The sequence below is a fragment of the Halomonas sp. MES3-P3E genome, from assembly GCF_002836035.1.
Taxonomy (GTDB): Bacteria; Pseudomonadota; Gammaproteobacteria; order Pseudomonadales; family Halomonadaceae; genus Vreelandella; species Vreelandella arctica.
Genome location: NZ_PJBT01000193.1, coordinates 1 through 22,889 on the forward strand (window position 1 = coordinate 1; position 22,889 = coordinate 22,889).

A 22,889-nucleotide genomic window follows, 5' to 3' on the forward strand; every position below is an offset into this window, starting at 1 on the left:
CTAGGTCATTGGCCTGTTCGCCAGCAGTGCCCGCCGTGGAGATAGTGATCTCAATGTCGGGATAGAGCGCCTCAAGGCGCTTTTTAGCCTCTTCGGCGTGGTAATTGACGCCCCCCGTCCAACCATGGGTGGCAGCGGGAATGGAGACACCGATAGTGTACTCCTGGGCAACCGCGGTGCCGGAGAGCCCTATCGCTGACGCGAGTGCAGCGGTAGTGACGCAGGCCTTCACTGTTGTCTTGATGGTTCGCATGGTGATGCTCCTTTCGTGTTTGTACTTGTTATGTTTCGCTGCTTGTCGTTGATGTTGCGCTGTTAGCGAGTGAGTTTATGGTCCTGTTTTCCTCCACGATGCACGCTGCAGATAAACCGCCACAATGATGATGATCCCCTGCACCGTGCCGTTGAGATAGTTGGAAATGGCGTCGGTCAAATTGAGAATATTGCCAATCATGGTGAGCATGATGGCGCCCACCACCGTGCCCCAGATGCGCCCATGCCCACCCTTCAACATGGTGCCGCCAATAATCACCGCGGCAATCGCCTCTAACTCCCAGAGCACCCCGGTGGCACCCGAGGCAGAACCCAAACGCGGCACATAAATAATCGTTGCTAGCGCCACACACACGCCTTGCAGCATGTAGGTCAGGGTTTTCACGCGATCCACATGAATGGCACTGTATTCGGCGACCTTTTCATTAGAGCCGATGGCAAAGCAGTAGCGACCAAAGCGCGTATAGTTGAGCAAGATGTAGCCGATGACGGCCACTGCCAAAAATACCCACACAGGTATGGTGATGCCCAAAAAGCTGCCGTAGTACACCGGGCGGTAGATATCCCGTACTGCCCAGTCCAGCGTCAGCGTTCCGCCATCAGAAAGGTAGGTCACCAGCGAACGGTAAATCCCCATGGTGCCAAGGGTGACAATAAACGCTTCGATCTTGCCTTTCGTCGTCACAATGCCGTTGATAAAGCCGGCGCAAATCCCCAACAACAACGAAGCGCCAATACCCAGCAGTATGGTGGTCCACCCAGCACCGAACTGCTCAATGAGGCTATTCATTAAAATAATCATCACCCCGGCAATAAAGGCCGCCATGGCCCCCACCGAAAGATCCAACCCACCGGCGGTAATCACGAAGGTGGCGCCGATGGCGATAATGCCGATAAAAGCACTGCGGGTAAGCATGTTCGAAAGGTTATCCAGCCCCAGAAACGCCGGATTAATCAGCACCCCCAGCAGTCCTAAAGCCACCAGCGCCACAAACGGCCCCCAGGTTTTCAGGTCAATCGCGAAGCCTTTTTGAGTAATCATTTTATTCGCTGCTTTATTAGTCGTTTTGTTATTAGCCATGACGCTGCTCATCGACCCCTACTCCTTTAATACCGGATGCGTACTGCATAATTTCTTGTTCATTAATTTGTTCGCCTTCAAGTACGCCAGTGAGCACGCCGGCACACATCACCGCCACACGATGGGAAAGGCCGATAAGCTCGCCCATCTCGGACGAGATCAAAATCACCGAGCAGCCTGAATCCGTTAGCTCACGGATAAAGTGATAAATCTGGTGCTTGGTGCCCACATCGATGCCCCGGGTCGGTTCATTGATAATCACGATTTCAGGGTCGATGGACATTACCTTGGCGAGCAGCAGCTTTTGCTGGTTGCCGCCGGAGAGTTCAGCGGCGGTGCGTGCAGCCGTGCGCAGCCGGATATCGAAGCGCTCAATCGCCTGTTGAAAGGCTTGCTCTTCACGGCGGCGATCGATCAGCGGGTGGCAGTGAGCGCGCAGGTTGAGCAGAGTAACGTTGGAGCGCAGATCCATATTGAGCACTAGACCTTTGCCTTTACGATCCTCGGTGAGATAGGCGATGCGCTGATGCACCGCATCACGCAGGTGGCGCATGACTACCGGCTGGCCGTTGCGCAGCACCTGCCCAGCGCTTTTGCGGCGCAAACCCAGCACCGCTTCAATCAACGCGGTGCGCCCCGCCCCTACAATGCCGCCGAACCCCAACACCTCACCCCGACGCAGGGTAAAGCTGGCGTGCTTAACGGCGCCGGGCACTACCATATCGCGCACTTCCAATACCAACGGCGCATCGTCAGGAAGGTGGGTACGCGGCGGATACATTTCAGTGATCTCACGCCCCACCATCAACCGCGCCAACTCCTCTTTGCTGCGCCCGGCCATGGGGCCGCTGTCCACCAAGTGGCCGTCGCGCAGGACTGTTACACGGTCAGCAATTTGCTCGATTTCACGCAACTTGTGGGAGATATACAAAATGGCCACTCCCCGCTGGCGCAGGCGGTCGATCAGTGCAAACAGCACCTTTACTTCGTTTTCAGTCAAGGTGGCGGTAGGTTCGTCCATTATCAGCACGCGCACATCGCGGGTGATCGCCTTGGCGATTTCCACCATCTGCTGGTCTGAGGTGCTGAGGTCTTTCACGCGGGCGCGTGGATCGACATGCGTTTCAAGCTCCGCCAGCGCCGCCCGGCTACGTTCCCGCATAGCGCGTCGGTCTAGAAACAGCCCCCGACGCAGTTCGCGGCCCAGGAAGATGTTCTCCTCCACGCTGAGCTGTTCCGCTAGTGCCAGTTCCTGGTGAATCATCACCACACCGTCGGCTTCCGCCTCACCGCTGGAGCGGTAATGCCGTTGGTGGCCGTCCACCAACACGTCGCCAGATGTCGCGCTAAGGTAGCCGGCCAGAATTTTGACCAGCGTCGATTTTCCCGCGCCGTTCTCACCCAACAGGGCATGCACTTCACCCGCCTGAAGGTCGAGATCAACGTCGAATAAGACCTGGTTTTCGCCAAACGAGCGGCAGAGTTTGCGCGCTGATAAGAGCATGGAGCCACCTGTCGTTACTGTTGTTATTATGCGTTTAAGGCTTACCACTATTATTTATATGCCGTGCGATGCTTTATTTACTTTAGGTGCTAAAATAAATAAACGCATATGCAACTTAGGTCGCATTTTGCGATTTTTCACCTCAAACAATAACGGCATTTTTATGGCGCTTACGTCGACTGATACCAGCCGCTATGACAACACGCTAGCGGTTATCCGTACCCTGCGAGACCAAGGACCGGTGGCACGTGTTGACCTGGGTGCGCTGAATGGCATCAGCTCAGCCACGGTGACCTCCATCAGCGCCGAGCTGCTTCAGCAGGGCCTGATCAAGGAACGGCCGCCAGCAGCACCCCGCCCCTCCGGGCGTGGGCGTCCCAAGACGCTGGTTGAGCTCAACCCGCAAGCGGCCTGCGTGGTGTGCATCAAGCTATCGATCAATGAGATTCAGTTGGTGGTGGGCGATTTCTCAGGCCAGGTACGCCATAGCGAGCACCACGCGGTGCCCACCCTGACACTGAGCGCCGACGACCTGGAAACGCTGCTGAAAGAGAAGATCAGCGCTGTTTGCGCGCAACAGCTAAACGGGTTTCAACGCTTGGCGGGGATCTGCTTGGCCGTGCAGGGGGTTGTATCTTCGCAAAGCGGGTCGATTATCTGGTCACCCGCGTTAAGCTTTCGCAACGCACCGATATCGGCACAATTAGCCGATCGTTTTCACTGCAGCGTACTGCTGGAAAACGATGCCAACTGCATTGCCAGTGTGCTGGCGGCAAAGCCTGACTATACGAATTGCCCCAACTTGGTGGTCATTATGCTGGGCTACGGCATTGGTATGTCAGTATTGATTAACGGCGTGCCTTACCTTGGCGCCAATGGTTCAGCGGCGGAGTTTGGCCATAGCAAATATCACCCGGATGGCGCCCTGTGCGCCTGCGGAAAACGGGGATGCATTGAAGCTTATGCCAGCGACTATGCGCTCTACCGCGCCGCCGACCATTTAAACCTCCCCGCTGGCGATAGCGCTCACCCCTCCGAGCAGCAGATGCAGGCGCTAACCCAACTAGCGCTGCAAGGCGACCTCTTGGCTCAGCGCATCTATGCTGAGGCGGGTCGCGCGTTGGGCTATGGCATCGCCAATGTCCTGGCGCTGTTTAACCCCGATCTGGTGCTGATTACCGGCTCCGGCGTGCGCGGTTTTGACGCCATGCAGGCCACCATGCATCACGCCATTGATGAAGCCCTGGTGGCCGAACTGAGAGGCACCACCCGCATCGAAAGCTGCGCCTGGGATCGCGACATGACCTGCATGGGCGGCATCGCCATGGCGCTACACGCTACCGATGGCGAAACGCTGTCGGAGAGTCAGGCCAGCTTCGTCAGTTAGTGCGAATGACGCGGCACGTCAGACCCTCGGCAGCCCACCAGGAAGTCAAAGTCGCAGCCTTCGTCGGCCTGGAGCACCCGCTCGATATAGAGCTGGCGGTAGCCACCCTGGCTGGCGATCAGCGTTGAGGCGGCGGTGGGGTCGCTCTCGGCCAGGCGCGAGGCCAGTTCTTCGTCACTGACCTCTAGATGCAGTCGCCCGCTTTCGCAGTCGAGCTCGATCCAATCACCGTTACGTACCGCGGCTAGCGGGCCACCGGCGGCGGCTTCGGGTGCCACGTGCAGGACCACGGTGCCGTAGGCGGTGCCGCTCATGCGGGCATCCGAAATACGCACCATATCGGTAATGCCCTGGGCGAGGATCTTGGGCGGCAGGCCCATGTTGCCCACCTCGGCCATGCCGTGATAACCCCGTGGGCCGCAGTGTTTCATGACCAGAATGTCATTGGCTTCCACGTCCAGGTCTGGGTCGTTGATGCGCGCCTTGTAGTCGTCGAAGTCCTCAAACACCACCGCACGACCGCGGTGCTGCATCAGCTCGGCTGTTGCCGCCGAGGGCTTGAGCACCGCGCCATTGGGGGCGAGATTACCGCGCACCACGCAGATGCCGCCGTCCGCGGTGAGCGGATTATCCAGCTTGCGGATCACTTCGTCGTTATACAGCGGGGCGTCCTGAACGTTTTCCCACAGGGTTTTACCGTTGACGGTGAGCGCGTCCTTGAAGGGCAGCCGGTCGGCCTCGCCCAGGCGCTTGAGCACCGCAGGCAACCCACCGGCGTAGTAGAACTCCTCCATCAAGAACCGCCCTGAGGGTTGCAAATCGACCACAGTGGGGGTGCCGCGACCCACTCGACTCCAGTCGTCCAGGGTTAGATCCACACCGATCCGCCCGGCAATCGCCTTGAGGTGAATCACCGCGTTGGTGGAGCCGCCAATCGCCGCATTGGTGCGAATGGCGTTGTCGAAGGCTTCCTTGGTGAGGATTTTGGAGAGCCGCAGGTCTTCGTTGACCATCTCGACAATCCGGTTACCCGAGAGGTGCGCCAGCACATAGCGGCGGGAGTCGACGGCCGGAATCGCCGCATTATGGGGCAGCGAGGTGCCCAGCGATTCAGCCATGCAGGCCATGGTGGAGGCAGTGCCCATGGTGTTACAGGTGCCCGCCGAACGGGACATGCCGGCTTCCGCGGCCATAAAGTCGTGCAGCGATATTTCGCCTGCCTTGACCTGTTCGGAGAGCTTCCAGACCACGGTGCCGGAGCCAATGTCCTTGCCCTTGTGCTTGCCGTTAAGCATCGGCCCGCCGGTGACCACGATGGTGGGGATATCGCAGCTCGCCGCGCCCATCAGCAGCGCCGGGGTAGTTTTGTCGCAGCCCACCAGCAGCACCACCGCATCGATGGGGTTGCCGCGAATCGCTTCCTCCACGTCCATGCTGGCCAGGTTGCGGGTAAACATCGCGGTGGGGCGCAGGTTGGATTCGCCGTTGGAGAACACCGGGAACTCCACCGGGTAGCCCCCCGCCTCCAGCACGCCCTGCTTCACGTGCTCCGCCAACTTACGAAAGTGCGCATTGCAAGGAGTGAGCTCCGACCAGGTGTTGCAGATACCGATGATCGGTTTGCCCTGAAACTCATGGTCGGGAATGCCCTGGTTTTTCATCCAACTGCGGTACATAAATCCGTTCTTATCAGCCGTGCCAAACCATTCAGCACTGCGCAGCGGACGTTGACGTTGGCCCATGAAGTTAACTCCTTGTTTTAGTTCGGTGACAGCTGACGGCCTAGTGGTATATGTCGATGGCTGTTTTGAATTTGCACGACACTAAACCACCTTCAAGAGATAGTCGACCATACAAAAGTATATGTTGAACAATTGCTCTTAATGTTCAACATTACCCTCTCCATATGGGTCGCTGACCCTGTTCACCACCACTTTCTCCACAACAAGAATCTTGAGGAATAGTGCCATGCTCACATCGAAATACAGTTTGCTACTCACTGGCTCAGCGCTGCTGCTAGGCCTTTCAACGGCTCAGGCGGCCGAGTACGAGTGGAAGTTTCAGGCGTCAGAAACCTCGGGCGAGCCCAGCTTTAAGATCAAACAGGAATGGGCTAATAAGATCACAGCAATGACCGATGGCCGTGTTGAGATTGAGGTAATGCCGATTAACGCCGTGGTTGGCCCCACCGAAACGCTCTCGGCGGTCAGTGCCGGTATCCTGCAGGGTCATATGACCGACCCCAGTTACTTCTCTGGCCAGGATCCCGCGTTCGGCATGCTCGGTAACCTTGTTGGCGCCTGGCAGAATCCCTACGACTTCTTGGAGTACATGAAGTACGGCGGCGGCGAAGAGCTGTACAACGAACTAGTCGAACCTTATGGCGCGCATTTGATCAGCGCAGCGACCTTTCCGCTGGAGTCAGTACCCTCCACGGTACCTATCGAATCCATCGCCGATTTTGAAGGGCTTAAGATCCGCGCCCCCCAAGGCATGGTGTACAACATCTTCGAGCGCATTGGCGCCACGCCCGTCAATCTGCCGGGCTCTGAGGTATATACCGGTCTGGAAAAAGGTGTGATCGACGCTGCTGACTCCACGGTGCTCTCCAACAACGACGCCATGGGCCTGCACGCCTTCGCCCCTTACCCGCTTTACCCTGGCTTTCACTCCATGCCAATGATCGCTGTCTCGATCAACAAGGATATCTGGGATGGCCTGCCCGAGGAGCTACAAACGACGTTAAATACCGCCTTTGATGGCATGGCGTATGACCTGATTGCGCGCCTCAAAGAGCAGGATATTGAGACCTTACAGCGGCTTCAGGATGACCCAGACGTTCATCCCTTCAACTTGCCCGAAGAAGAGCGTAAGAAATTCCGCACCGCGGCTGAGCAGGAGTGGAAAGAGTGGGCGGGTGAAAATGAGATGACCCAGAAAGTCTATGACTCGGCGACCGCCTTTTTGCGCTCGCGCAATCTGCTCTAACGCCCTGTTCTCAATTTTCTGCCTCACTAACCTAACCAACGCATCGCTCGGGAAACATCCCGAGCGATGCGCGTAGAGTCGCGCCATGTCTCAAAAAACGCCTGACAATCAATATCGCTCTCCTCCCACACATGATCTTCCCGAGATTCTCGAAACGGTAGAGGAGATCTCTCCCGAGCGTAATGCGCTTGACCGATTGATCGCCCGTGGTGGCCAAGCTGTTTCCTGGTTGGTGCTGGTGGCAATGGGTATCAGCGTCGTCGAAGTCTTTATGCGTTACGGCTTTAACAACCCGACCTCGTGGGTGCACGAAACCGTCGTGTTTCTCATCGCCGTCATCTTTGTGCTGGGCGGACCAGCGGCCATGGCGCGCAACAGCCATATCCGCGTCAAAGTGCTCTACGACAGCGCCGGGCCACGCTTAAAATGCTGGATGGACCGCTTCAACGACCTACTCACCCTGATTTTCTGCCTGTCAATGAGCTACGCCGCTTTTCATATGTTTTGGGGCGCTTCCCATAACCCGCTTGGCGAATGGTCGCTGGAGCGCTCCGGCACCTCTTGGAATCCGCCCTTTCCAGCCATGGTGAAGGGCATGATTCTATTTGCTCTGGCATTAATGACCCTTCAAGCCTCACTGCATTTGTGGCAATCGATCCGAGCTAAGCCTAGCGCTGCAAGTGAGGAGCCTCGCTAATGGATATTTCAACTGCAACGATCCTCATGGTCGGAGCCATTTTCGCGCTGCTGGTCACTGGCCTGCCGCTGGCGTTTATCACCGGTTTGGTGGCGATGGCGTTCACCTTCGGCTGGTTCGGTGAAGCGGCGCTGCCGCTGGTTACCAGCCGCGTCTATGGGTTTATCACCGAGTACTCGCTGGTGGCGGTGCCTATGTTCGTGTTGATGGCATCGCTACTGGATCGCTCTGGCATCGCCAAAGATCTGTTCAATGCCATGCGCGTTTTCGCTGGCCGCTTGCCGGGCGGCGTTGCTGTGCAAACCATCGTCGTGGCGTTTTTCCTGGCTGCCCTCTCGGGCATTATCGGCGGTGAAATCGTACTGCTAGGTATTTTGGCGTTGCCGCAAATGCTGCGTCTCGGCTATGACAAGCATCTCTCCATCGGGGTAGTGTGTGCCGGTGGCGCCCTGGGCACCATGATGCCGCCCTCAATCGTACTAATTATCTACGGCCTGATCGCCAGCGTATCGATTGCCGACCTGTTCGCCGCGGCCGTGACGCCAGCGGTGATTCTGATGGGGTCTTATATTGCCTATGTCCTGGTGCGCTGCCTAAAAAATCCAGCCCTAGGGCCGCCGTTAGATAAAAATGCTCAAGATAACCCCTTCGCCACCAAGCTGGACGCGGCGAAAGCCATTTTGCTGCCTGGGCTGATTGCCTTTTTGGTGTTAGGCACTATCTATGGTGGGGTCGCCTCGGTCACTGAAGCAGCGGCCATGGGCGTCTTTGGCGTACTGCTTGCCACCATCATTCGCGGCGAATTCACCCCAGGCATGCTGCACCACAGCTTGGGCCAAACCATGAATACCTGCGGCATGATCATCTGGATCGGCATCGGCGCCGCCGCTCTGGTGGGCGTCTACAACCTGATGGGGGGCAACCGCTTTGTCTCAAGCTTGATTCTGGGGCTTGATGTAGCGCCGATTGTGATTATCCTGGTAATGATGGCGATTATGTTGGTGCTGGGGCTATTCCTCGATTGGATTGGGATTGCCATGCTGGCACTGCCAATCTTTCTGCCCATTGTTATTCAGCTCGGTTTCGACCCGATCTGGTTCGGCATTCTGTTCGCCGTCAATATGCAGGTGTCGTTCTTGTCACCGCCCTTCGGGCCCGCCGCTTTCTACCTTAAAAGCGTGGCACCCCCGGATATCAGCCTGAAGGATATTTACCTATCCGTACTGCCCTTTATGGCTATTCAGCTGTGTGTACTCGCGGCGCTATTGATGTGGCCGCAACTCGCCATCTGGCCGCTTTGATAACGACTACAATAGGTTTCATAAGGAGATCACTATGCGACTGATTCAGTGTGACTACCAAGGCCAAGTTCGCGCCGCGCTGGTAGAGAGTGAACAGCAAGTTAGGCTGCTCGACTGCGACACCTATACGCTCGCCAACCGCGCCATTAACGCTGGTCAGTCACTTAGTGACTCTGTGACCGCCGCGCTGACCGACACGCGTTTGGATTACCAAGCGTTAGTAGACGATAAGCATCTGCTGCCACCATTGACCCATTCCGATCCGGCCCACTGCCTGGTGACCGGCACCGGCCTCACCCACCTAGGCAGTGCCGACACCCGCTCGGCGATGCATGCTAAAGCCCAAGCTGCGGAAGAAGATCTAACCGACTCCATGCGCATGTTTAAGCTGGGGGTGGAAGGCGGCAAACCCAACGCGGGCGAGATCGGCGCGCAACCTGAGTGGTTCTACAAGGGTGATGGCCAGTGTGTGGTAGCGCCGGAAGCAGCGATCCCGTCGCCAGCGTTCGCTCAGGATGCAGGCGAGGAACCCGAACTGGCAGGCCTTTACGTTATTGGCAAGGACGGTCTACCCTGGAGAGTCGGGTACGCGCTGGGCAACGAGTTTTCTGACCATGTCACCGAGCGCTTTAATTATTTATGGCTGGCTCACTCCAAGCTACGCGCCTGCAGCTTTGGGCCCGAGCTATTGATTGGCGAGCTGCCAGCCCATTTAGAAGGCTCCAGCTCGATTCAACGTAACGGCGAGACCGTATGGGAAAAGCCTTTTTTGACCGGCGAAGCCAATATGGCCCACAGTCTGGCCAACCTTGAATACCATCACTTTAAGTACCCAGGTTTCCGGCGCCCTGGCGATATCCACGTACATTTTTTCGGCACTGCTACGCTAAGCTTTGCTGACAACATCAAAGTGCGCGAAGGCGACCGCTTTGAGATCTGTATCAACGAATTTGGCCGGGCTCTGCGCAATCCGCTTCAGGTGGAGGCAGACGCACCGGCGGTTACCGTTCAATCGCTTTGACACTATTTTTTAGCACCAGCAGGAGGTTATATGAATTTGGAAGGCAAACTACTAATTGGTCAGCAGGCCATTAGCGGCCAACAGGCTGACATTCAAGCCGTTAATCCCGCCACCGGTGAAAAGCTTAGCCCCCCCTACCCTGGCGGCAGCAAAGCCGAAGTCGAACAGGCCTGTGCGTTAGCCGAAGCAGCATTTGATAGCTATCGCGAAACCGGCCTAGAGGCGCGGGCAACGTTTCTTGAGACGATTGCCGCTGAAATTGAAGGAATCGGTGATGAGCTGGTTGAGCGCGCCATGGCCGAAACCGGCCTGCCCCGCCCGCGCATAGAAGGCGAACGTGGCCGCACCTGTGGCCAGCTTCGCCTGTTCGCCTCGGTAGTCCGCGCCGGAGAGTGGTTGGATGTGCGTATCGATCCGGCCATGCCCGATCGTGAGCCTCTACCGCGCGCCGACCTGCGTCAGCGCCATATTGGGCTAGGCCCGGTGGCGGTGTTTGGCGCCAGCAACTTCCCGCTCGCCTTCAGTGTGGCCGGTGGCGATACCGCCTCTGCGCTGGCGGCTGGCTGCCCGGTCGTGGTCAAAGGTCACTCTGCCCACCCCGGCACTTCCGAGCTGGTAGGCCGCGCCATTCAGCGCGCCGTGGCCGCGTGCAAACTGCCTGAGGGCGTCTTCTCACTGCTGTTTGGTTCTGGCAAAGAGATCGGTCAGGCACTGGTTGCTGACCCGCGCATTCAAGCCGTTGGCTTTACCGGTTCACGCAGCGGTGGCACGGCATTGATGGCCACGGCCCAAGCGCGGCCGCAGCCGATCCCGGTCTACGCTGAAATGAGCTCGATCAACCCGGTGTTTCTGCTGCCGGAAGCGCTCAAGGCGCGCGGTAAAGCGATTGCCGAAGGGTTTGTCGGCTCGCTCAACATGGGCGCTGGGCAGTTCTGCACCAACCCTGGGCTGGTCATTGCGGTGGAAGGCCCTGAGCTGGATGCCTTTGTTGCGGCGGCAGGTGAAGCTGTTAAGGGTAGTGCAGGCCAAACCATGCTGACGCCGGGCATTCATGACGCCTATCAGCAGGGCGTAGGTCGCCTCGCAAGCCATGCTAAAGTAACCGAAGTGGCGCGTGGCCAGGCAGGTGAGACAGCTCACCCCTGCCAAGCGGGCCTATTCGTTACCCAGGCGGAGGCGTTCCTGAGTGACCCCGAGTTACAAGAAGAAGTGTTCGGTTCCACATCGCTGGTCATCGCCTGTGCCGATGCTCAGGAAGTAGCCCGTGTGGCGGCTCAGTTGGAAGGCCAGCTCACCATTACGCTGCAGATGGATGACGGTGACTTGGCGACTGCCAAGCAACTGCTGCCGACGCTAGAGCGCAAAGCGGGACGCATTCTGGCCAATGGCTGGCCGACGGGCGTAGAAGTATGCCACGCCATGGTACACGGCGGCCCTTATCCGGCGACGTCGGATTCACGCACCACCTCGGTGGGCAGCGCGGCGATCTTCCGCTTCCTGCGCCCGGTGTGCTACCAGGCGCTGCCGGAAGGCCTACTGCCTGAGGCGATTCGTGATGGTAACCCGGCTGGCGTATCACGCTTGGTCGATGGTAAGCGTGAATAAACCAGCGTCACTCAAGACGTTACTCAATGAAGGCGTCGGTGGTTTCTCGATGACCGTATAGAAACGCATCGGCGACTTGGCGCAGCGGGGCAACATCCACCTCGCTGCGCCTGTTTGCGACTAGCTCAGCAAAACGTGCGTAGAGGCCTTGATACTCGCGCTCTTCGGCTTCCACCACGAGTTCGCCGTCAATCATCAAGCAGCAGCCGCCTTGGGTAAGACTCAAGCGACTGCCATCACTACTCTCGACATGCATATCCCAGGTGGGCGGACCGCTCTGACGAAAGTCAAAGGCTGCCGCAATGGCTGCGCCTTCAGGGTCTGTAAAGGAGAGCTCCGCCGCAATCGGCGTTTGCGCATTGCTCGGCACTAGCAGCCGCGCTTGTTGCAGAAAAAACGGTTGAGGTAGGATTTCGGTCGCAATCGACAGCGCGTTAATACCGGGATCAAACACGCCCATGCCACCAGGCTGCCAGATCCATGCCTGACCCGGATGCCACACCCGCACATCCTCCTTCCACTCGATCTCAACCCGCTGCACCTGACGGTCGGCTAACCACTGCTGTGCGTGCGCTACGCCGGGCGCAAAGCGCGAGTGCCAAGCCGCGAACAGGCTGACGCCTTGTTGCTTAGCGCAGGCAATTAAGTCCTCTACTTCGCTTAACGTCGCCCCTGGCGGTTTTTCCAGCAGCACGTGTTTACCACGCATCAACGCTGCTCGCGCCTGTGAATAGCGCAAATGCGTTGGCGTACAAATGGCGACGGCGGTGATGTCAGGATGTGCGTCAAGCATCGCCTCCAGGCCTTGATAAGCGGGTAAATCCGGCAGTGAGGCGTGGGGGTCTGCCGTGGCAACAAGGTGGCAGTTTGGAGTAGCGGCGATTGCCGGTAGGTGTTGGTCGCGAACAATCTTGCCCACGCCCACCAGGCCAAGGGTGAAGTCAGACATACGCTTGCCTTTGTTTTAAGGGAAAAATCGTTTTAATGGAAGAATCGCTTAACTGAAAGTGGCTGAGAGGGGTCAGGGTCAATGCGTGTTATGAGGCAACTCGACACTGCGGCCCAGTGAGCTGGCGCTATGCTCTAAGCCCAACGCAGCGGCGGTGCCCGCCAATACCGCTTGAGCCGCTAAAAATGCTTCGCGGGGGCGGCGCAGGCGAATGCTCTCCATCAGCTGACGATGACGCTCCAGGCTTTCATCGGGGTCAACGGCATTCTCGTTGGACATGGACACCAGCATAAAGATAGAGGGCCGCAGGATATGCGATAACTGCGCCCAGACAATATTGTGGGTCGCTTTGAAGATCGCCTCATGGAAGGCAACATCACACTCGCTATGCAGCCGCCGCTCCTCTTCGCAGGTGGCATTGCGCAGGTTCTGCCCCAGCCCTTCAAAGGCTTCTTCGATGGCCACCAGATCACGCGCTTTAGCGCGCTTGGCGGCGGTCATCGCCACATAGGGTTCTACATCCAAACGAAAGGCGAGGATTTCGCGCTGTATTTCCGGATTGGGGGCGGCGTAGCGGGTCAGCCAGTCGGTCACCTGAGCGTCAAGAATATGCCACTCTGAGTACTCGCGTACTTTGGAGCCGTGCCCAGAGATACGCTCGATAATGCCCGCCTCCACCAACTGACGAAGGTCGCTGCGCACCGCCGAGCGATTGATCGCAAAGCGTTCACATAGATCCATTTCACGCGGCACAAGGTCGCCGGGATGATAGCGCCCGCCAAAGATCTCCTCGGCGAGGTATTCGGCGATACTGGGGCGAGCGGCTGGCTTGCTGAGAGATGACGTCACTACGTTAAGACCCTATTTCGATTCCTGCCCATCATAACGTACTTGACCGGTCTACTGTTATCGGTGAGGCAGGTTCAAATCCGGCGCGCATGCGTAGCTCAAGGCGCCTTTCATAGAGGCCCTTCGCACTCAGTGTGCCCAGTACCAGAAGGCCGCCGACTATGGCGATCGGCGCGGGTTGTTCACCTATAATCCACCAAGCTAATAGCGTCCCCATCACCACTTCAAGCAAGAGCAGTAGGCCAACTTCCGCAGAGGGTAGATAGAGCGGCCCGCGCTGTAGTAGCGTCACCCCGCAGGGCACGATAATCAGACACAGCAGGATCACCACGGCGAGTTGGTTGGTGGCTGGCAGGCTCGGTTCACTCCCCGCCAGCCAAAACAGTCCCGCCGTGCTGCCGACAATCAGGCCGTTAAACACTAGCATCGGGCTCATATCCACCCCCGGCCGCGTGCGGCAGAGAGTGAAATTAATCGCCAGGGTGGTTGCTGCCATCAAGGCGAAAGCGTTCCCCACCCACGAGCCGGCACCCGCATCATCCAGCGCGATCATCGCTATACCCACCATGCAGAGACAAATTGCCAGCCAAGTACGCCTGGGCAACCGCTCTTTGAGGATAATCCAGGAGAGAACAGCGGCGATAATCGGCGAACTAGCCAGTATCATCAGCACGTTGCCTGCCTTGGTGTACTGGTTGCCCAGCACGAAGCCACAGGTGGTCAGGCTGAATAGCAGCGCCACGGCGATGCCGGTCCAGCCACAGCGACGGTAGGCGGCCAGCGTGCCTCGGCCATAGCGCGCCAAGGCAATCAGCAGAAAACCCAGCCCGGAGAGGAAACCGCGCCACATCAGTATTTCCGCGTCGGGCAGGTCAGCTACCTTGATCAGCAAGGCATCCGGCGCCATGATTATCGCGCCGCCGCCGGTCAACAGCAGCCCCTGCTGGCGATGCGACAAGGTACTAAAACGGCTCATCTGAATATTAATCCCTTAACTGATTTGCCCCTTTAATGGTTATCCCGCGGCGGATGCTGGCGAGCGACATCGCGATACTTGGTGGCAGGCGCTAGCGTCATGCCGCGGTCCAGCGGTTCGACCATGCTGCGCTGAATTTCCTGCCAAGGCGTCTGATGACCGGGGTAGCGATAGCCACCCTGCTGAGCTAAGCGCTCGCGACGTGCCTCCAGCTCACTGGCTTCAATCAAAAGCTGTACCTCACCACGTTTGAGATCGACCCGCAGCCGATCACCGCTTTCCAGCAGCGCCAGGCCGCCGCCGGTAGCGGCTTCCGGGGAGGCATTAAGGATCGACGGCGAGCCAGAGGTGCCTGACTGGCGGCCATCGCCCAGGCACGGCAGCGATTCGATGCCCTGTTTGATCAGCGCCTCTGGCGGCTGCATGTTGACGACCTCGGCACCGCCGGGGTGGCCAACCGGGCCTGCGCCGCGCATCACCAGAATGGTACGAGCATCAATGTTCAGCGCCGGGTCATCAATGCGGGCGTGGTAATCCTCCGAGCCGTCAAATACCACGACCTTGCCTTCAAAGGCTTCCGGGTCGTTGGGATCATTCAGGAAGCGCTCGCGGAAATCCCGGGAGATCACGCTGGTTTTCATCAATGCGGAGTCGAACAGATTGCCCTTGAGATTGAGGAAGCCTGCATGATTCACCAGTGGATCGTTATAACGGCAAATCACGTCGATATCCTGGGTTTCGCGACCCTGTAGGTTATCGCCTATCGAGCGGCCATTCACCGTCAGCGCATCACTGTGCAGCTTACCCGCCGTTTGTAACTCGTGGAGAATCGCAGGAACGCCGCCAGCGCGATAGAACTCTTCGCATAGGAAAGCGCCAGCAGGCATAACGTTGGCCAGCAGCGGGATTTCATGGCCCAGACGCTGCCAGTCGTCATTATCCAGCTCGATACCCGTATGGCGGGCAATTGCATTGATGTGCACCGGTGCGTTTGAAGAGCCGCCCAGCGCGGAACACGCCACAATCGCGTTCTCAAACGCTTCGCGGGTCAGGATATCCAGCGGGCGCAGATCTTCCCAGACCATATCGACAATCCGCGTGCCGGTGTCGTAGGCGACCATGGCGCGCTCTTTATAAGGCGCGGGAATCACTGCAGAACCGGGCAAGCTCATTCCCAGCACTTCCGCCATGGAGTTCATGGTGGAAGCGGTGCCCATGGTATTGCAGTGGCCAATCGAGGGTGCCGAATCGCTGGCGCGGGAAAGGAACTCCGCGTAGTCGATATCGCCCGCTGCCAGGCGCTTACGTAGCTCCCAGATAATCGTGCCCGAACCCACCCGCTCGGCGCCGCGCCAGCCGTTTAGCATCGGCCCACCGGAAAGCACTATCGCGGGAATATTCACCGTTGCTGCGGCCATCAGGGCCGCTGGCGTGGTTTTATCGCAGCCGGTGGTTAATACCACGCCGTCTAGCGGGTAGCCGTGGAGCACTTCCACAATGCCCAAATAGGCAAGATTACGATCTAACGCCGCAGTGGGTCGGCGCACGTTCTCATGAATCGGGTGCATGGGAAATTCAAACGGCACGCCGCCTGCGGCGCGGATACCGTCTTTCACCCGCTTGACCAAATCAATATGGTGGCGGTTACACGGGGTTAAATCCGAGCCTGACTGGCAAATACCGATAATCGGTTTACCGCTGGTCAACTCATCCAGCGTGATGCCGTAATTGAGATAGCGCTCAATGCACAGCGCCGTGGTACCGGGGTGATCAGGGTTATCAAACCAGTAGCGTGAACGCAGCTGCTCAGGCGTTATGCGTTGAAAATTGGCCATGGGGACACTCCACGCCTAAAGTAAAGGTTGTAAGAACGTTTATAAGAACAGTTTTAAAAACTGCTATAAGAACGAAAGAAAGATTGCCACGAAGGTACGCTTTCTTTATTGCGGCGTCGATACATACAAAAGTATATGTTGAACATATGCGAAAAACGTTACACATTCACCTAAGGGTCGCGGTGCTGACGCGTTAAAGCCAGCGCCGCTACCAGACAACAACAACAGCCACCACGCTGTAGCTTGCTTAGAAGACTCCCTTAGTAAAGCGACCTACAGCACGCCAGGAGAATGACGATTATGCATCATCTTTGGAAGCGCACTCTGTTAGTGACCGGCGCTACGCTGCTCAGCTCAGGCATGGTTTACGCGCAAACACCCGATCTATCCGACCCGCCGGAGATTGAGGGCGACACCGTAGGTGACCACGGTAGCGTCACGTTACGCATGGGGCTTGGGTTGGCCGAAAGCTCGCCACAATACCTCTCTAGCCAATATTTTGCGGATATTCTTGACGAGCGCAGTGAAGGGCGCATTACCGTTAATATTTTCCCTAATAGCCAGCTTGGCGATGACGTGCAGATGATGGAAATGCTGCAGACCGGCACGCTGGATATGACCTATCCTTCTTCTTCTCCCGCCACGGGCTATGTTGAAGAACTGGCGGTTTTCGACTTACCGTTCTTGCTGCCCACCCGTGAAGCGGCCGTTAAGGCCATGCGCAGCGATGCTGCCCAGGAGATGCTTGACGCTTTCGATGGCACCGGCTTGAAAGCACTAGCGTTCTCTGAAAATGGCTTCCGCCAGCTCTCCAATAGCGCCCGGGAAGTCACTTCCCCAGAAGATGTGGCGGGTCTAGATGTTCGCGGCTTGTCGATTCGCACCATGGAAAACCCGGTGCACTTAGCTATTTGGGAAGCGCTGGGCGCCAACCCCACCCCCATGGCATTTGGTGAACTGTTCTCTGCCATGGAGCAGGGCGTAGTGGATGGTCAGGAAAACCCCTGGAGCACCATTCTGACGTCCAATTTCCATGAAGTGCAGGATTATGGCTCCGAAACCCGCCACGTCTATACGCCCTTCATCAAAATGATCTCTCAGCGTACTTGGGACGAACTCGACCCTGAATATCAGGAACTTGTTCAGGAAGCCGCGCTGCAGGCTGCCGATTACGAAATCCAACTTTCCAGCGAGTACGACGACTGGGCGCGCGAGCAGCTTGAAGAACGTGGCATGCAAATCACCCGTCTTAATGACGAGCAGATTGCCGCTTTCCAGGAAGCCGTGCAGCCTGTTTACGAAGAGTGGGCACCGCGCATTGGCGAAGATCTCGTAGCTGAATTCCAAGAGATTGCTGAATCGACAATGACCGAGTAATGCCATCCCTGCCGCCGAATAAAAAAGGCGGCAGGACTATTTATATGGCTTATAAAGCATTAAGAAGCGTCCGAGAGGCGCTTTTTTAGTTGCATATAAGTGCCGTAGTGACGGTCAAGGTGGCGTCGCATGGCCGCCTCGGCCGCATCCGGGTCGCGGGACTCAATGGCAGCAATGATTTCGGTGTGGGCAGCGGTCGCGGCTTTATCCTCATCTTTTTGCTGCAACACGAGCGCACGGCGATCATCCAGCCATTCGGAAAGCGCCACGTGAATGGCATCGAAGATGGGGTTACGGCCAATACTCGCCAACACGCCATGGAAGTCGTTATCGGAGCGCTTGAAGCGCGCTTCGTCACCAATGGCATCGCGGTTATCCGCTAATGCAGCATGTAGCCTAGCAAGGTCCTCCTCGCTGGCGTGGCGAGCCGCGTAGCGTGCCAGGGATATCTCGAACATGGCCCGCGCTTCCTGAAAATACTGCTGACCATCGGGCTTGGAAAGCAGTTGCCGGGTAACGCCGGAGAGTCTCGCCATTACCGCCTCGGCGGTAGGACGAATCACCCGGGCCCGTGTACCGCTGTTGATGGCGATGAGTCCAAGCTGCTGCAGGTGGAAAAGCGCTTCACGTACCGCCGGCCTGCCAACGCCAAACTGCTCCATCAATTCCCGTTCTGACGGCAATTGATCATTTTCACTTAGCCGCCCTTCGAGAATCTCCGCCTCGAGCTGTTCAGCGACCTGTTCGGACAGCGTTTTACGCTCGATCCGGTATCTGCTCATAGGCAGTCACCCCTGGTTAACCTGGAATTCGCCGCCATTTTACTGCATTTCTCGTTATTATCCTTCAAACCAGCTGAGAGAGCGGCGTTATTTGGTACTGCTCGGCGATCTCGGCATAGGCTATTTGATTGGCAGAATCGAGCGGAATGCCTTCGGCGTCGCGCTGGGCCCGGCAGCGCCATTCACGATCACCCGGCGCCATTACCTGGGCATTGGGTGCAGCAGGCTGGGCACGCAGGTCGGCTAGGTACTCGGCCATTCCGTGCGCAAAGGTGCCCGCCTCCACAAACGCATCTGGCTTCATGACCAGGAAGAAATGCCCTACCCCGCGTGGCGTCGACATGTCTGGCCCGCCCATGGGCAGCAGCTTGAAGCCATGCTGCATGCCCGACAGCATCGAGCTCAGAACCTCCACCATGCCACCCAATCCCGCGCCCTTGAAGCCGAAGCCGCTGCCGCCCAGCGGCAACAGTGCGGCCACTTCACTAGGAACGCGGCTTACCTGCCCGGCAGCATCCGCCGCGACTTGATCCGGCAGTTCGCGGCCAATCGCACCGAACTGCTGCACGCGATTCCAGGGAACCGAGCTGGTGGCCATATCCAGCAGGTAAGGCGACTCGCCCGCTACCGGCGCCGCAAAGGCGATGGGGTTGGTGCCGTGAAAGGGCTTGGCGCCCTCATGCAGCAGCACAAAAGGGTCCGAATTGCAGAACGCCATCCCCACATAGCCACACTCCGCCGCCGCCAGCGCGTAGCACCCGGCTGCTCCAAAATGCGATGAGTTACCCACCGCCACAGCGCCGATGCCCGTCACTTCGGCCATGGCAGTGGCGTGCTCCATAGCGGTGTATCCCGCCAAGTGGCCCAACCCGTCATCCCCATCTAAAAAGCCCGTGGCTGCTAGGCGCTGGTTAAACACCATGTTGGGGGCGCCGTTAATACGCCCGCCTTTGAGGGCCAGCAAATAGTGGGGCAACAGCCGTAAACCGTGGCTATCGGTCCCCATCCGCGAAGCAGTGACAAGGGCTCGGGTTACTGCATCCGCTGATGCCTGATCAGCTCCCGTAGCCGCCAACGCGGCTTGCATAAAACGGCTAAGGTCTTCACGGTTCACGCGAAACTCTTGCAATGTACCTGGCAACGTATCACTCATGGGTTAGATACTCCTGGTCTTAATATTAATCCGTTACCGGCACAACCTAGCGATAAATAAGTGTGGGTAGCCACATGGAGATCGCCGGAATAAAGGTCACCAATAGCAGGCAGATGACCAAGGGAATCAGGAACGGCATGGTGCCGCGCATGCAGCGCTCGAAGCTGACGTTAGAGACCCTGGAAAGCACATAAAGCACCATGCCGACCGGCGGGGTTAGCAGCCCTATCATTAAATTGAGCACCATGATCACCCCAAAGTGAACCGGGTCGACGCCCACGGCAACGGCCATGGGCAGCAGCACCGGCACCAGAATAGTGATTGCGGCGATGGTTTCCATAAAACAGCCAACGATAATCAACACGATATTGGCCATCATCAGCACGGCGAACTTGCTGTCAGCAAAGGGGCCCATTAGGGCAATCACGTTCTGGGTGACCTGATTGCTGGTGAGGATCCAGGCAAAAATCGATGCTGAGGAGACAATAAACAGGATGACCGCCGTGGTCTCGATGGTTTCCATACTAACTTTCAGCAGCTTGCGCCAAGTCAACGTGCGGTAAACCACCACGCCCAGAAGCAGCGCATAGAACACCGCCGCTACCGCGGCCTCAGTGGGTGTAAAAGCCCCGGTGATGATCCCGCCAACAATAATGATCGGCGTCATCAGCGATAAGAAAGCCCGTTTGAAGGTATGGCCAAGCACGCGCATCGAGAACACCGCGTCGCGTTGATAGCCACGCCGACGCGAGATAATAAAGATCATCAGCATCAGCATGGCGCCCATCAGCAGTCCTGGAATCAGCCCCGCTGCGAACAGCTGGCCCACCGAGGCCGAGGCCATCACGCCGTAAATCACCATGGGTAGGCTAGGTGGAATAATCGGGCCGATGGTAGAGGAAGCAGCGGTAATACCTACCGCGAACTCCTCATCGTAGCCAGCGTCTTTCATCGCCTTGACTTCAATCATGCCTAGGCCGCCGGCATCCGCCACAGCAGCCCCCGACATTCCGGAAAACACAATGCTGGCACCAACGTTGACGTGACCCAGGCCACCGCGCATCCAGCCCATTAGGGCCTTGGCGAAATTGAAGATCCGCTCGGTAATGCCGCCGTTGTTCATCAAACTACCGGCAAAGATAAAGAACGGAATCGCCAACAGCGGGAAGCTGTCGATGCCGTTGATCATGCGATGGGCCACCACGATATTGGGGACTTGTCCGGTAATCAGCACAAACATCAAGCAGGCGCCCGCTAGGCTGATGGCAATCGGCACGCCCAGCACCAGCATGGTGAATAGCGCGAAAAACAAAAAAGCAAGATGGTAGCCCATCAGCGGTAAGATCACGCAGCCCAACACTGCCAACGCCGCCAGCAGCGGGGACACCAGTGGCGTCTGCCAGCGCATCAAGGAAATTCGGGACATGGGAAACCTCTCAATGAAAATGGCACGACCGGAAACCACCCTTCACGCATCATTGGTACGATCCCGATACTTCAAATAAAGCCGCTGCACGGTGCGAAACGCCATCAGTACAAACGCCCCGCACACGGTGAAATAGATAATGCTCTTGGGTAGGTCGATGGAGACCATCAAACTACTGGTGCGGGATGCCAGTTGGTAAGTCACCCATGCCATCGCTATATAGAAACTAAGACTTACGAGGTTAACGAGCCGCTCCAGCAAAAGGGCTTGCCACGCAGGCATATAATGGTAGAAAAACTCCACCATGATATGGCTGCCATTGCGGGCAGCCATCACGCTACCCATAAAGCCCACTCCGATCAGCAAATAGCGGGCTATCTCCTCAGTCCATCCAATAGAGTCACCCATTACGTAGCGGCTAAAAAATTGGGCAAACACCACTAAAATCAGCGCCCAAAAGAGGATAAGGGTCACCAAATCTTCAATCCGGTAATCACTTAGCCTAAACGGAGCATCATCAAAGGCGGATTCAAAATCGATCATGGGATCGCCGATTGGCGCGGCGTCTTCTCGCGTATCATTCATGGCACCAAGCTCCAGGCACTCCGCCCGATTAAAAGCGGAGTGCTACTAAACAAGGGTTGGATTACTGGCCGATAGCCTGAAGACGATCGTAGGTTTCCTGATCCCACGTGGCAGCGTCGCCATTGTGTGCAGGCACTACGGCTTCACGAAAGATGTCGCGATCCACTTCGTTCACCGTGTTGCCCTGCTCTTCGAACCATGCCACCAGCTCTTCCTCTGATTTGAGGATATCCTGAGTGTTGTTCTCGGCAGCTTCCTGGAAAACCTCGCGGAATATTTCACGATCCTCTTCGGAGAGCTGGTTCCAACGTGGGCCACCGACAATAGTGATTAACGAGTCGGTGATATGGCCGGTAAGATTGATGTAATCCTGCACTTCGTGGAAAGCCTTGGCACGAATGGTAGGTAGCGGGTTTTCCTGTGCGTCTACCACGCCTTGTTGCAGTGCTAGATAGACCTCGTCAAAGGCGATGGGGGTGGGGTTTGCGCCAACGGCTTCGGGCATCATCATATACATCGGCGCGTTGGGAACGCGGATCTTCAGGCCTTCCATGTCCGCCGGCTCGTTGATTGCCTCATTGGAAGTGACATGACGCTCGCCATAGTAGTTGAGCGCCAGGGGAACGTTGCCTGTTTGATCCTGATAGCCCTGGGAAATCTCCTTGAATAGGTCACTGTCGGCAAAAGCCTGCCAGTGATCAAAGTCGCGGAACATATAAGCAGCACCGGCAATGCCGATAGGGCCGTAAGCGCGTCCAGCAAACTGTGTGCCGGTATAAATAACGTCCACAGTGCCCAGTTCAAGCCCTTCGTTAATATCCTCTTCTTTACCTAACGATGAGGCAGGATGCACCTGCATGGTGTAGCGGCCATCGGTTCGCTCCTCGATCTCATCAGCGGCCCATAGCGCCCATTTGTGGAAGGGCTCAGAGGTTTCATAAACGTGGGCGAAGCGCAGATTTTCGGCGGCTTGAGCCGCAGCGGTAAAACCGATGCCTGCAGCGATTAGAGAGGCGGTCAGCAAGCGGGCCATTTTGATATGGCGTTGGCTTTTGTGGCTCATCGTGTACTCCTCACAACCATTGGATTTGTTGTTGGTT

Annotated in this window: 19 protein-coding genes and 1 pseudogene; 7 read left to right on the top strand and 13 right to left on the bottom strand. The window is 57.3% G+C overall.

Translation table 11 applies throughout. The features are described 5' to 3' along the window. The 3 genes and pseudogenes from CXF87_RS20705 to CXF87_RS20715 all read right to left on the bottom strand — a co-directional run. Positions 1 to 253, bottom strand: a pseudogene (locus CXF87_RS20705) (ABC transporter substrate-binding protein); the annotation flags it as partial. Between the two features lie 75 nt (positions 254 to 328). Next, positions 329 to 1,354 (bottom strand): ABC transporter permease, encoded by a 1,026-nt coding sequence (locus CXF87_RS20710; RefSeq protein WP_232774983.1) that lies wholly within the window; start codon positions 1,352 to 1,354, stop codon positions 329 to 331. Next, positions 1,347 to 2,858, bottom strand: a complete 1,512-nt coding sequence (locus CXF87_RS20715) for a sugar ABC transporter ATP-binding protein (RefSeq protein WP_101148048.1) — start codon at positions 2,856 to 2,858, stop codon at positions 1,347 to 1,349. Before CXF87_RS20715 ends, CXF87_RS20710 begins: the two co-directional genes overlap by 8 nt. A gap of 163 nt (positions 2,859 to 3,021) precedes the next feature. Between CXF87_RS20715 and CXF87_RS20720 the strand changes: the two genes are divergently transcribed. After that, positions 3,022 to 4,245 carry an ROK family transcriptional regulator gene (locus CXF87_RS20720; RefSeq protein WP_101148180.1) on the top strand — a complete coding sequence of 408 codons (1,224 nt, stop codon included), beginning with the start codon at positions 3,022 to 3,024 and terminating at the stop codon, positions 4,243 to 4,245. Here CXF87_RS20720 and CXF87_RS20725 read toward each other — a convergent pair. Then, positions 4,242 to 5,987 carry an IlvD/Edd family dehydratase gene (locus CXF87_RS20725; protein WP_101148049.1) on the bottom strand — a complete coding sequence of 582 codons (1,746 nt, stop codon included), beginning with the start codon at positions 5,985 to 5,987 and terminating at the stop codon, positions 4,242 to 4,244. The genes CXF87_RS20720 and CXF87_RS20725 overlap by 4 nt on opposite strands. A 226-nt stretch (positions 5,988 to 6,213) precedes the next feature. On the opposite strand from CXF87_RS20725, the gene CXF87_RS20730 reads away from it, so the two are divergent. The 5 genes from CXF87_RS20730 to CXF87_RS20750 all read left to right on the top strand — a co-directional run bounded on the left by CXF87_RS20730 (position 6,214) and on the right by CXF87_RS20750 (position 11,857). Further along, a complete protein-coding gene (locus tag CXF87_RS20730) occupies positions 6,214 to 7,233 on the top strand; it encodes a TRAP transporter substrate-binding protein (protein WP_101148050.1) in 1,020 nt (339 codons plus the stop codon). A gap of 85 nt (positions 7,234 to 7,318) precedes the next feature. Next, positions 7,319 to 7,930 (top strand): TRAP transporter small permease subunit, encoded by a 612-nt coding sequence (locus CXF87_RS20735; protein ID WP_101148051.1) that lies wholly within the window; start codon positions 7,319 to 7,321, stop codon positions 7,928 to 7,930. Beyond that, positions 7,930 to 9,231 carry a TRAP transporter large permease gene (locus CXF87_RS20740; protein ID WP_008959428.1) on the top strand — a complete coding sequence of 434 codons (1,302 nt, stop codon included), beginning with the start codon at positions 7,930 to 7,932 and terminating at the stop codon, positions 9,229 to 9,231. The genes CXF87_RS20735 and CXF87_RS20740 overlap by 1 nt, the downstream gene beginning before the upstream one ends. A gap of 34 nt (positions 9,232 to 9,265) precedes the next feature. Beyond that, a complete protein-coding gene (gene araD1 / locus CXF87_RS20745) occupies positions 9,266 to 10,252 on the top strand; it encodes an AraD1 family protein (RefSeq protein ID WP_101148052.1) in 987 nt (328 codons plus the stop codon). Between the two features lie 30 nt (positions 10,253 to 10,282). After that, a complete protein-coding gene (locus CXF87_RS20750) occupies positions 10,283 to 11,857 on the top strand; it encodes an aldehyde dehydrogenase (NADP(+)) (protein WP_101148053.1) in 1,575 nt (524 codons plus the stop codon). 19 nt (positions 11,858 to 11,876) lie between these two features. Here CXF87_RS20750 and CXF87_RS20755 read toward each other — a convergent pair whose 3' ends face one another. The 4 genes from CXF87_RS20755 to CXF87_RS20770 form a co-directional block, all read right to left on the bottom strand. Next, positions 11,877 to 12,806, bottom strand: coding sequence for a Gfo/Idh/MocA family protein (locus CXF87_RS20755; protein ID WP_101148054.1), 930 nt, complete (start codon positions 12,804 to 12,806; stop codon positions 11,877 to 11,879). 78 nt (positions 12,807 to 12,884) lie between these two features. Continuing rightward, on the bottom strand, positions 12,885 to 13,655 hold the full coding sequence (locus CXF87_RS20760) for a FadR/GntR family transcriptional regulator (protein ID WP_008959424.1): 771 nt from the start codon (positions 13,653 to 13,655) through the stop codon (positions 12,885 to 12,887). A gap of 31 nt (positions 13,656 to 13,686) precedes the next feature. Further along, positions 13,687 to 14,631, bottom strand: coding sequence for a DMT family transporter (locus CXF87_RS20765; protein WP_101148055.1), 945 nt, complete (start codon positions 14,629 to 14,631; stop codon positions 13,687 to 13,689). 32 nt (positions 14,632 to 14,663) lie between these two features. Next, on the bottom strand, positions 14,664 to 16,466 hold the full coding sequence (locus CXF87_RS20770; protein WP_101148056.1) for an IlvD/Edd family dehydratase: 1,803 nt from the start codon (positions 16,464 to 16,466) through the stop codon (positions 14,664 to 14,666). A gap of 300 nt (positions 16,467 to 16,766) precedes the next feature. Between CXF87_RS20770 and CXF87_RS20775 the strand changes: the two genes are divergently transcribed. Continuing rightward, complete coding sequence (locus CXF87_RS20775; RefSeq protein ID WP_101148057.1) at positions 16,767 to 17,843, top strand: TRAP transporter substrate-binding protein; 1,077 nt, start codon at positions 16,767 to 16,769, stop codon at positions 17,841 to 17,843. 59 nt (positions 17,844 to 17,902) lie between these two features. Here the strand turns inward: CXF87_RS20775 and nanR are convergent, their stop codons facing one another. The 5 genes from nanR to CXF87_RS20800 all read right to left on the bottom strand — a co-directional run bounded on the left by nanR (position 17,903) and on the right by CXF87_RS20800 (position 22,852). Next, the gene (nanR, locus tag CXF87_RS20780; RefSeq protein WP_101148058.1) at positions 17,903 to 18,625 is read right to left on the bottom strand and encodes a transcriptional regulator NanR; all 723 of its coding nucleotides are present in this window, start codon (positions 18,623 to 18,625) and stop codon (positions 17,903 to 17,905) included. Between the two features lie 64 nt (positions 18,626 to 18,689). Further along, positions 18,690 to 19,778: an Ldh family oxidoreductase gene (locus tag CXF87_RS20785; protein ID WP_101148059.1), complete on the bottom strand. Its 1,089-nt coding sequence runs from the start codon at positions 19,776 to 19,778 to the stop codon at positions 18,690 to 18,692. 46 nt (positions 19,779 to 19,824) lie between these two features. Then, a complete protein-coding gene (locus tag CXF87_RS20790; RefSeq protein ID WP_008959418.1) occupies positions 19,825 to 21,204 on the bottom strand; it encodes a TRAP transporter large permease in 1,380 nt (459 codons plus the stop codon). 42 nt (positions 21,205 to 21,246) lie between these two features. Further along, complete coding sequence (locus tag CXF87_RS20795; RefSeq protein WP_101148060.1) at positions 21,247 to 21,789, bottom strand: TRAP transporter small permease; 543 nt, start codon at positions 21,787 to 21,789, stop codon at positions 21,247 to 21,249. 61 nt (positions 21,790 to 21,850) lie between these two features. Continuing rightward, positions 21,851 to 22,852, bottom strand: coding sequence for a sialic acid TRAP transporter substrate-binding protein SiaP (locus CXF87_RS20800; RefSeq protein WP_101148061.1), 1,002 nt, complete (start codon positions 22,850 to 22,852; stop codon positions 21,851 to 21,853). Between the last annotated feature and the right edge of the window lie 37 nt (positions 22,853 to 22,889).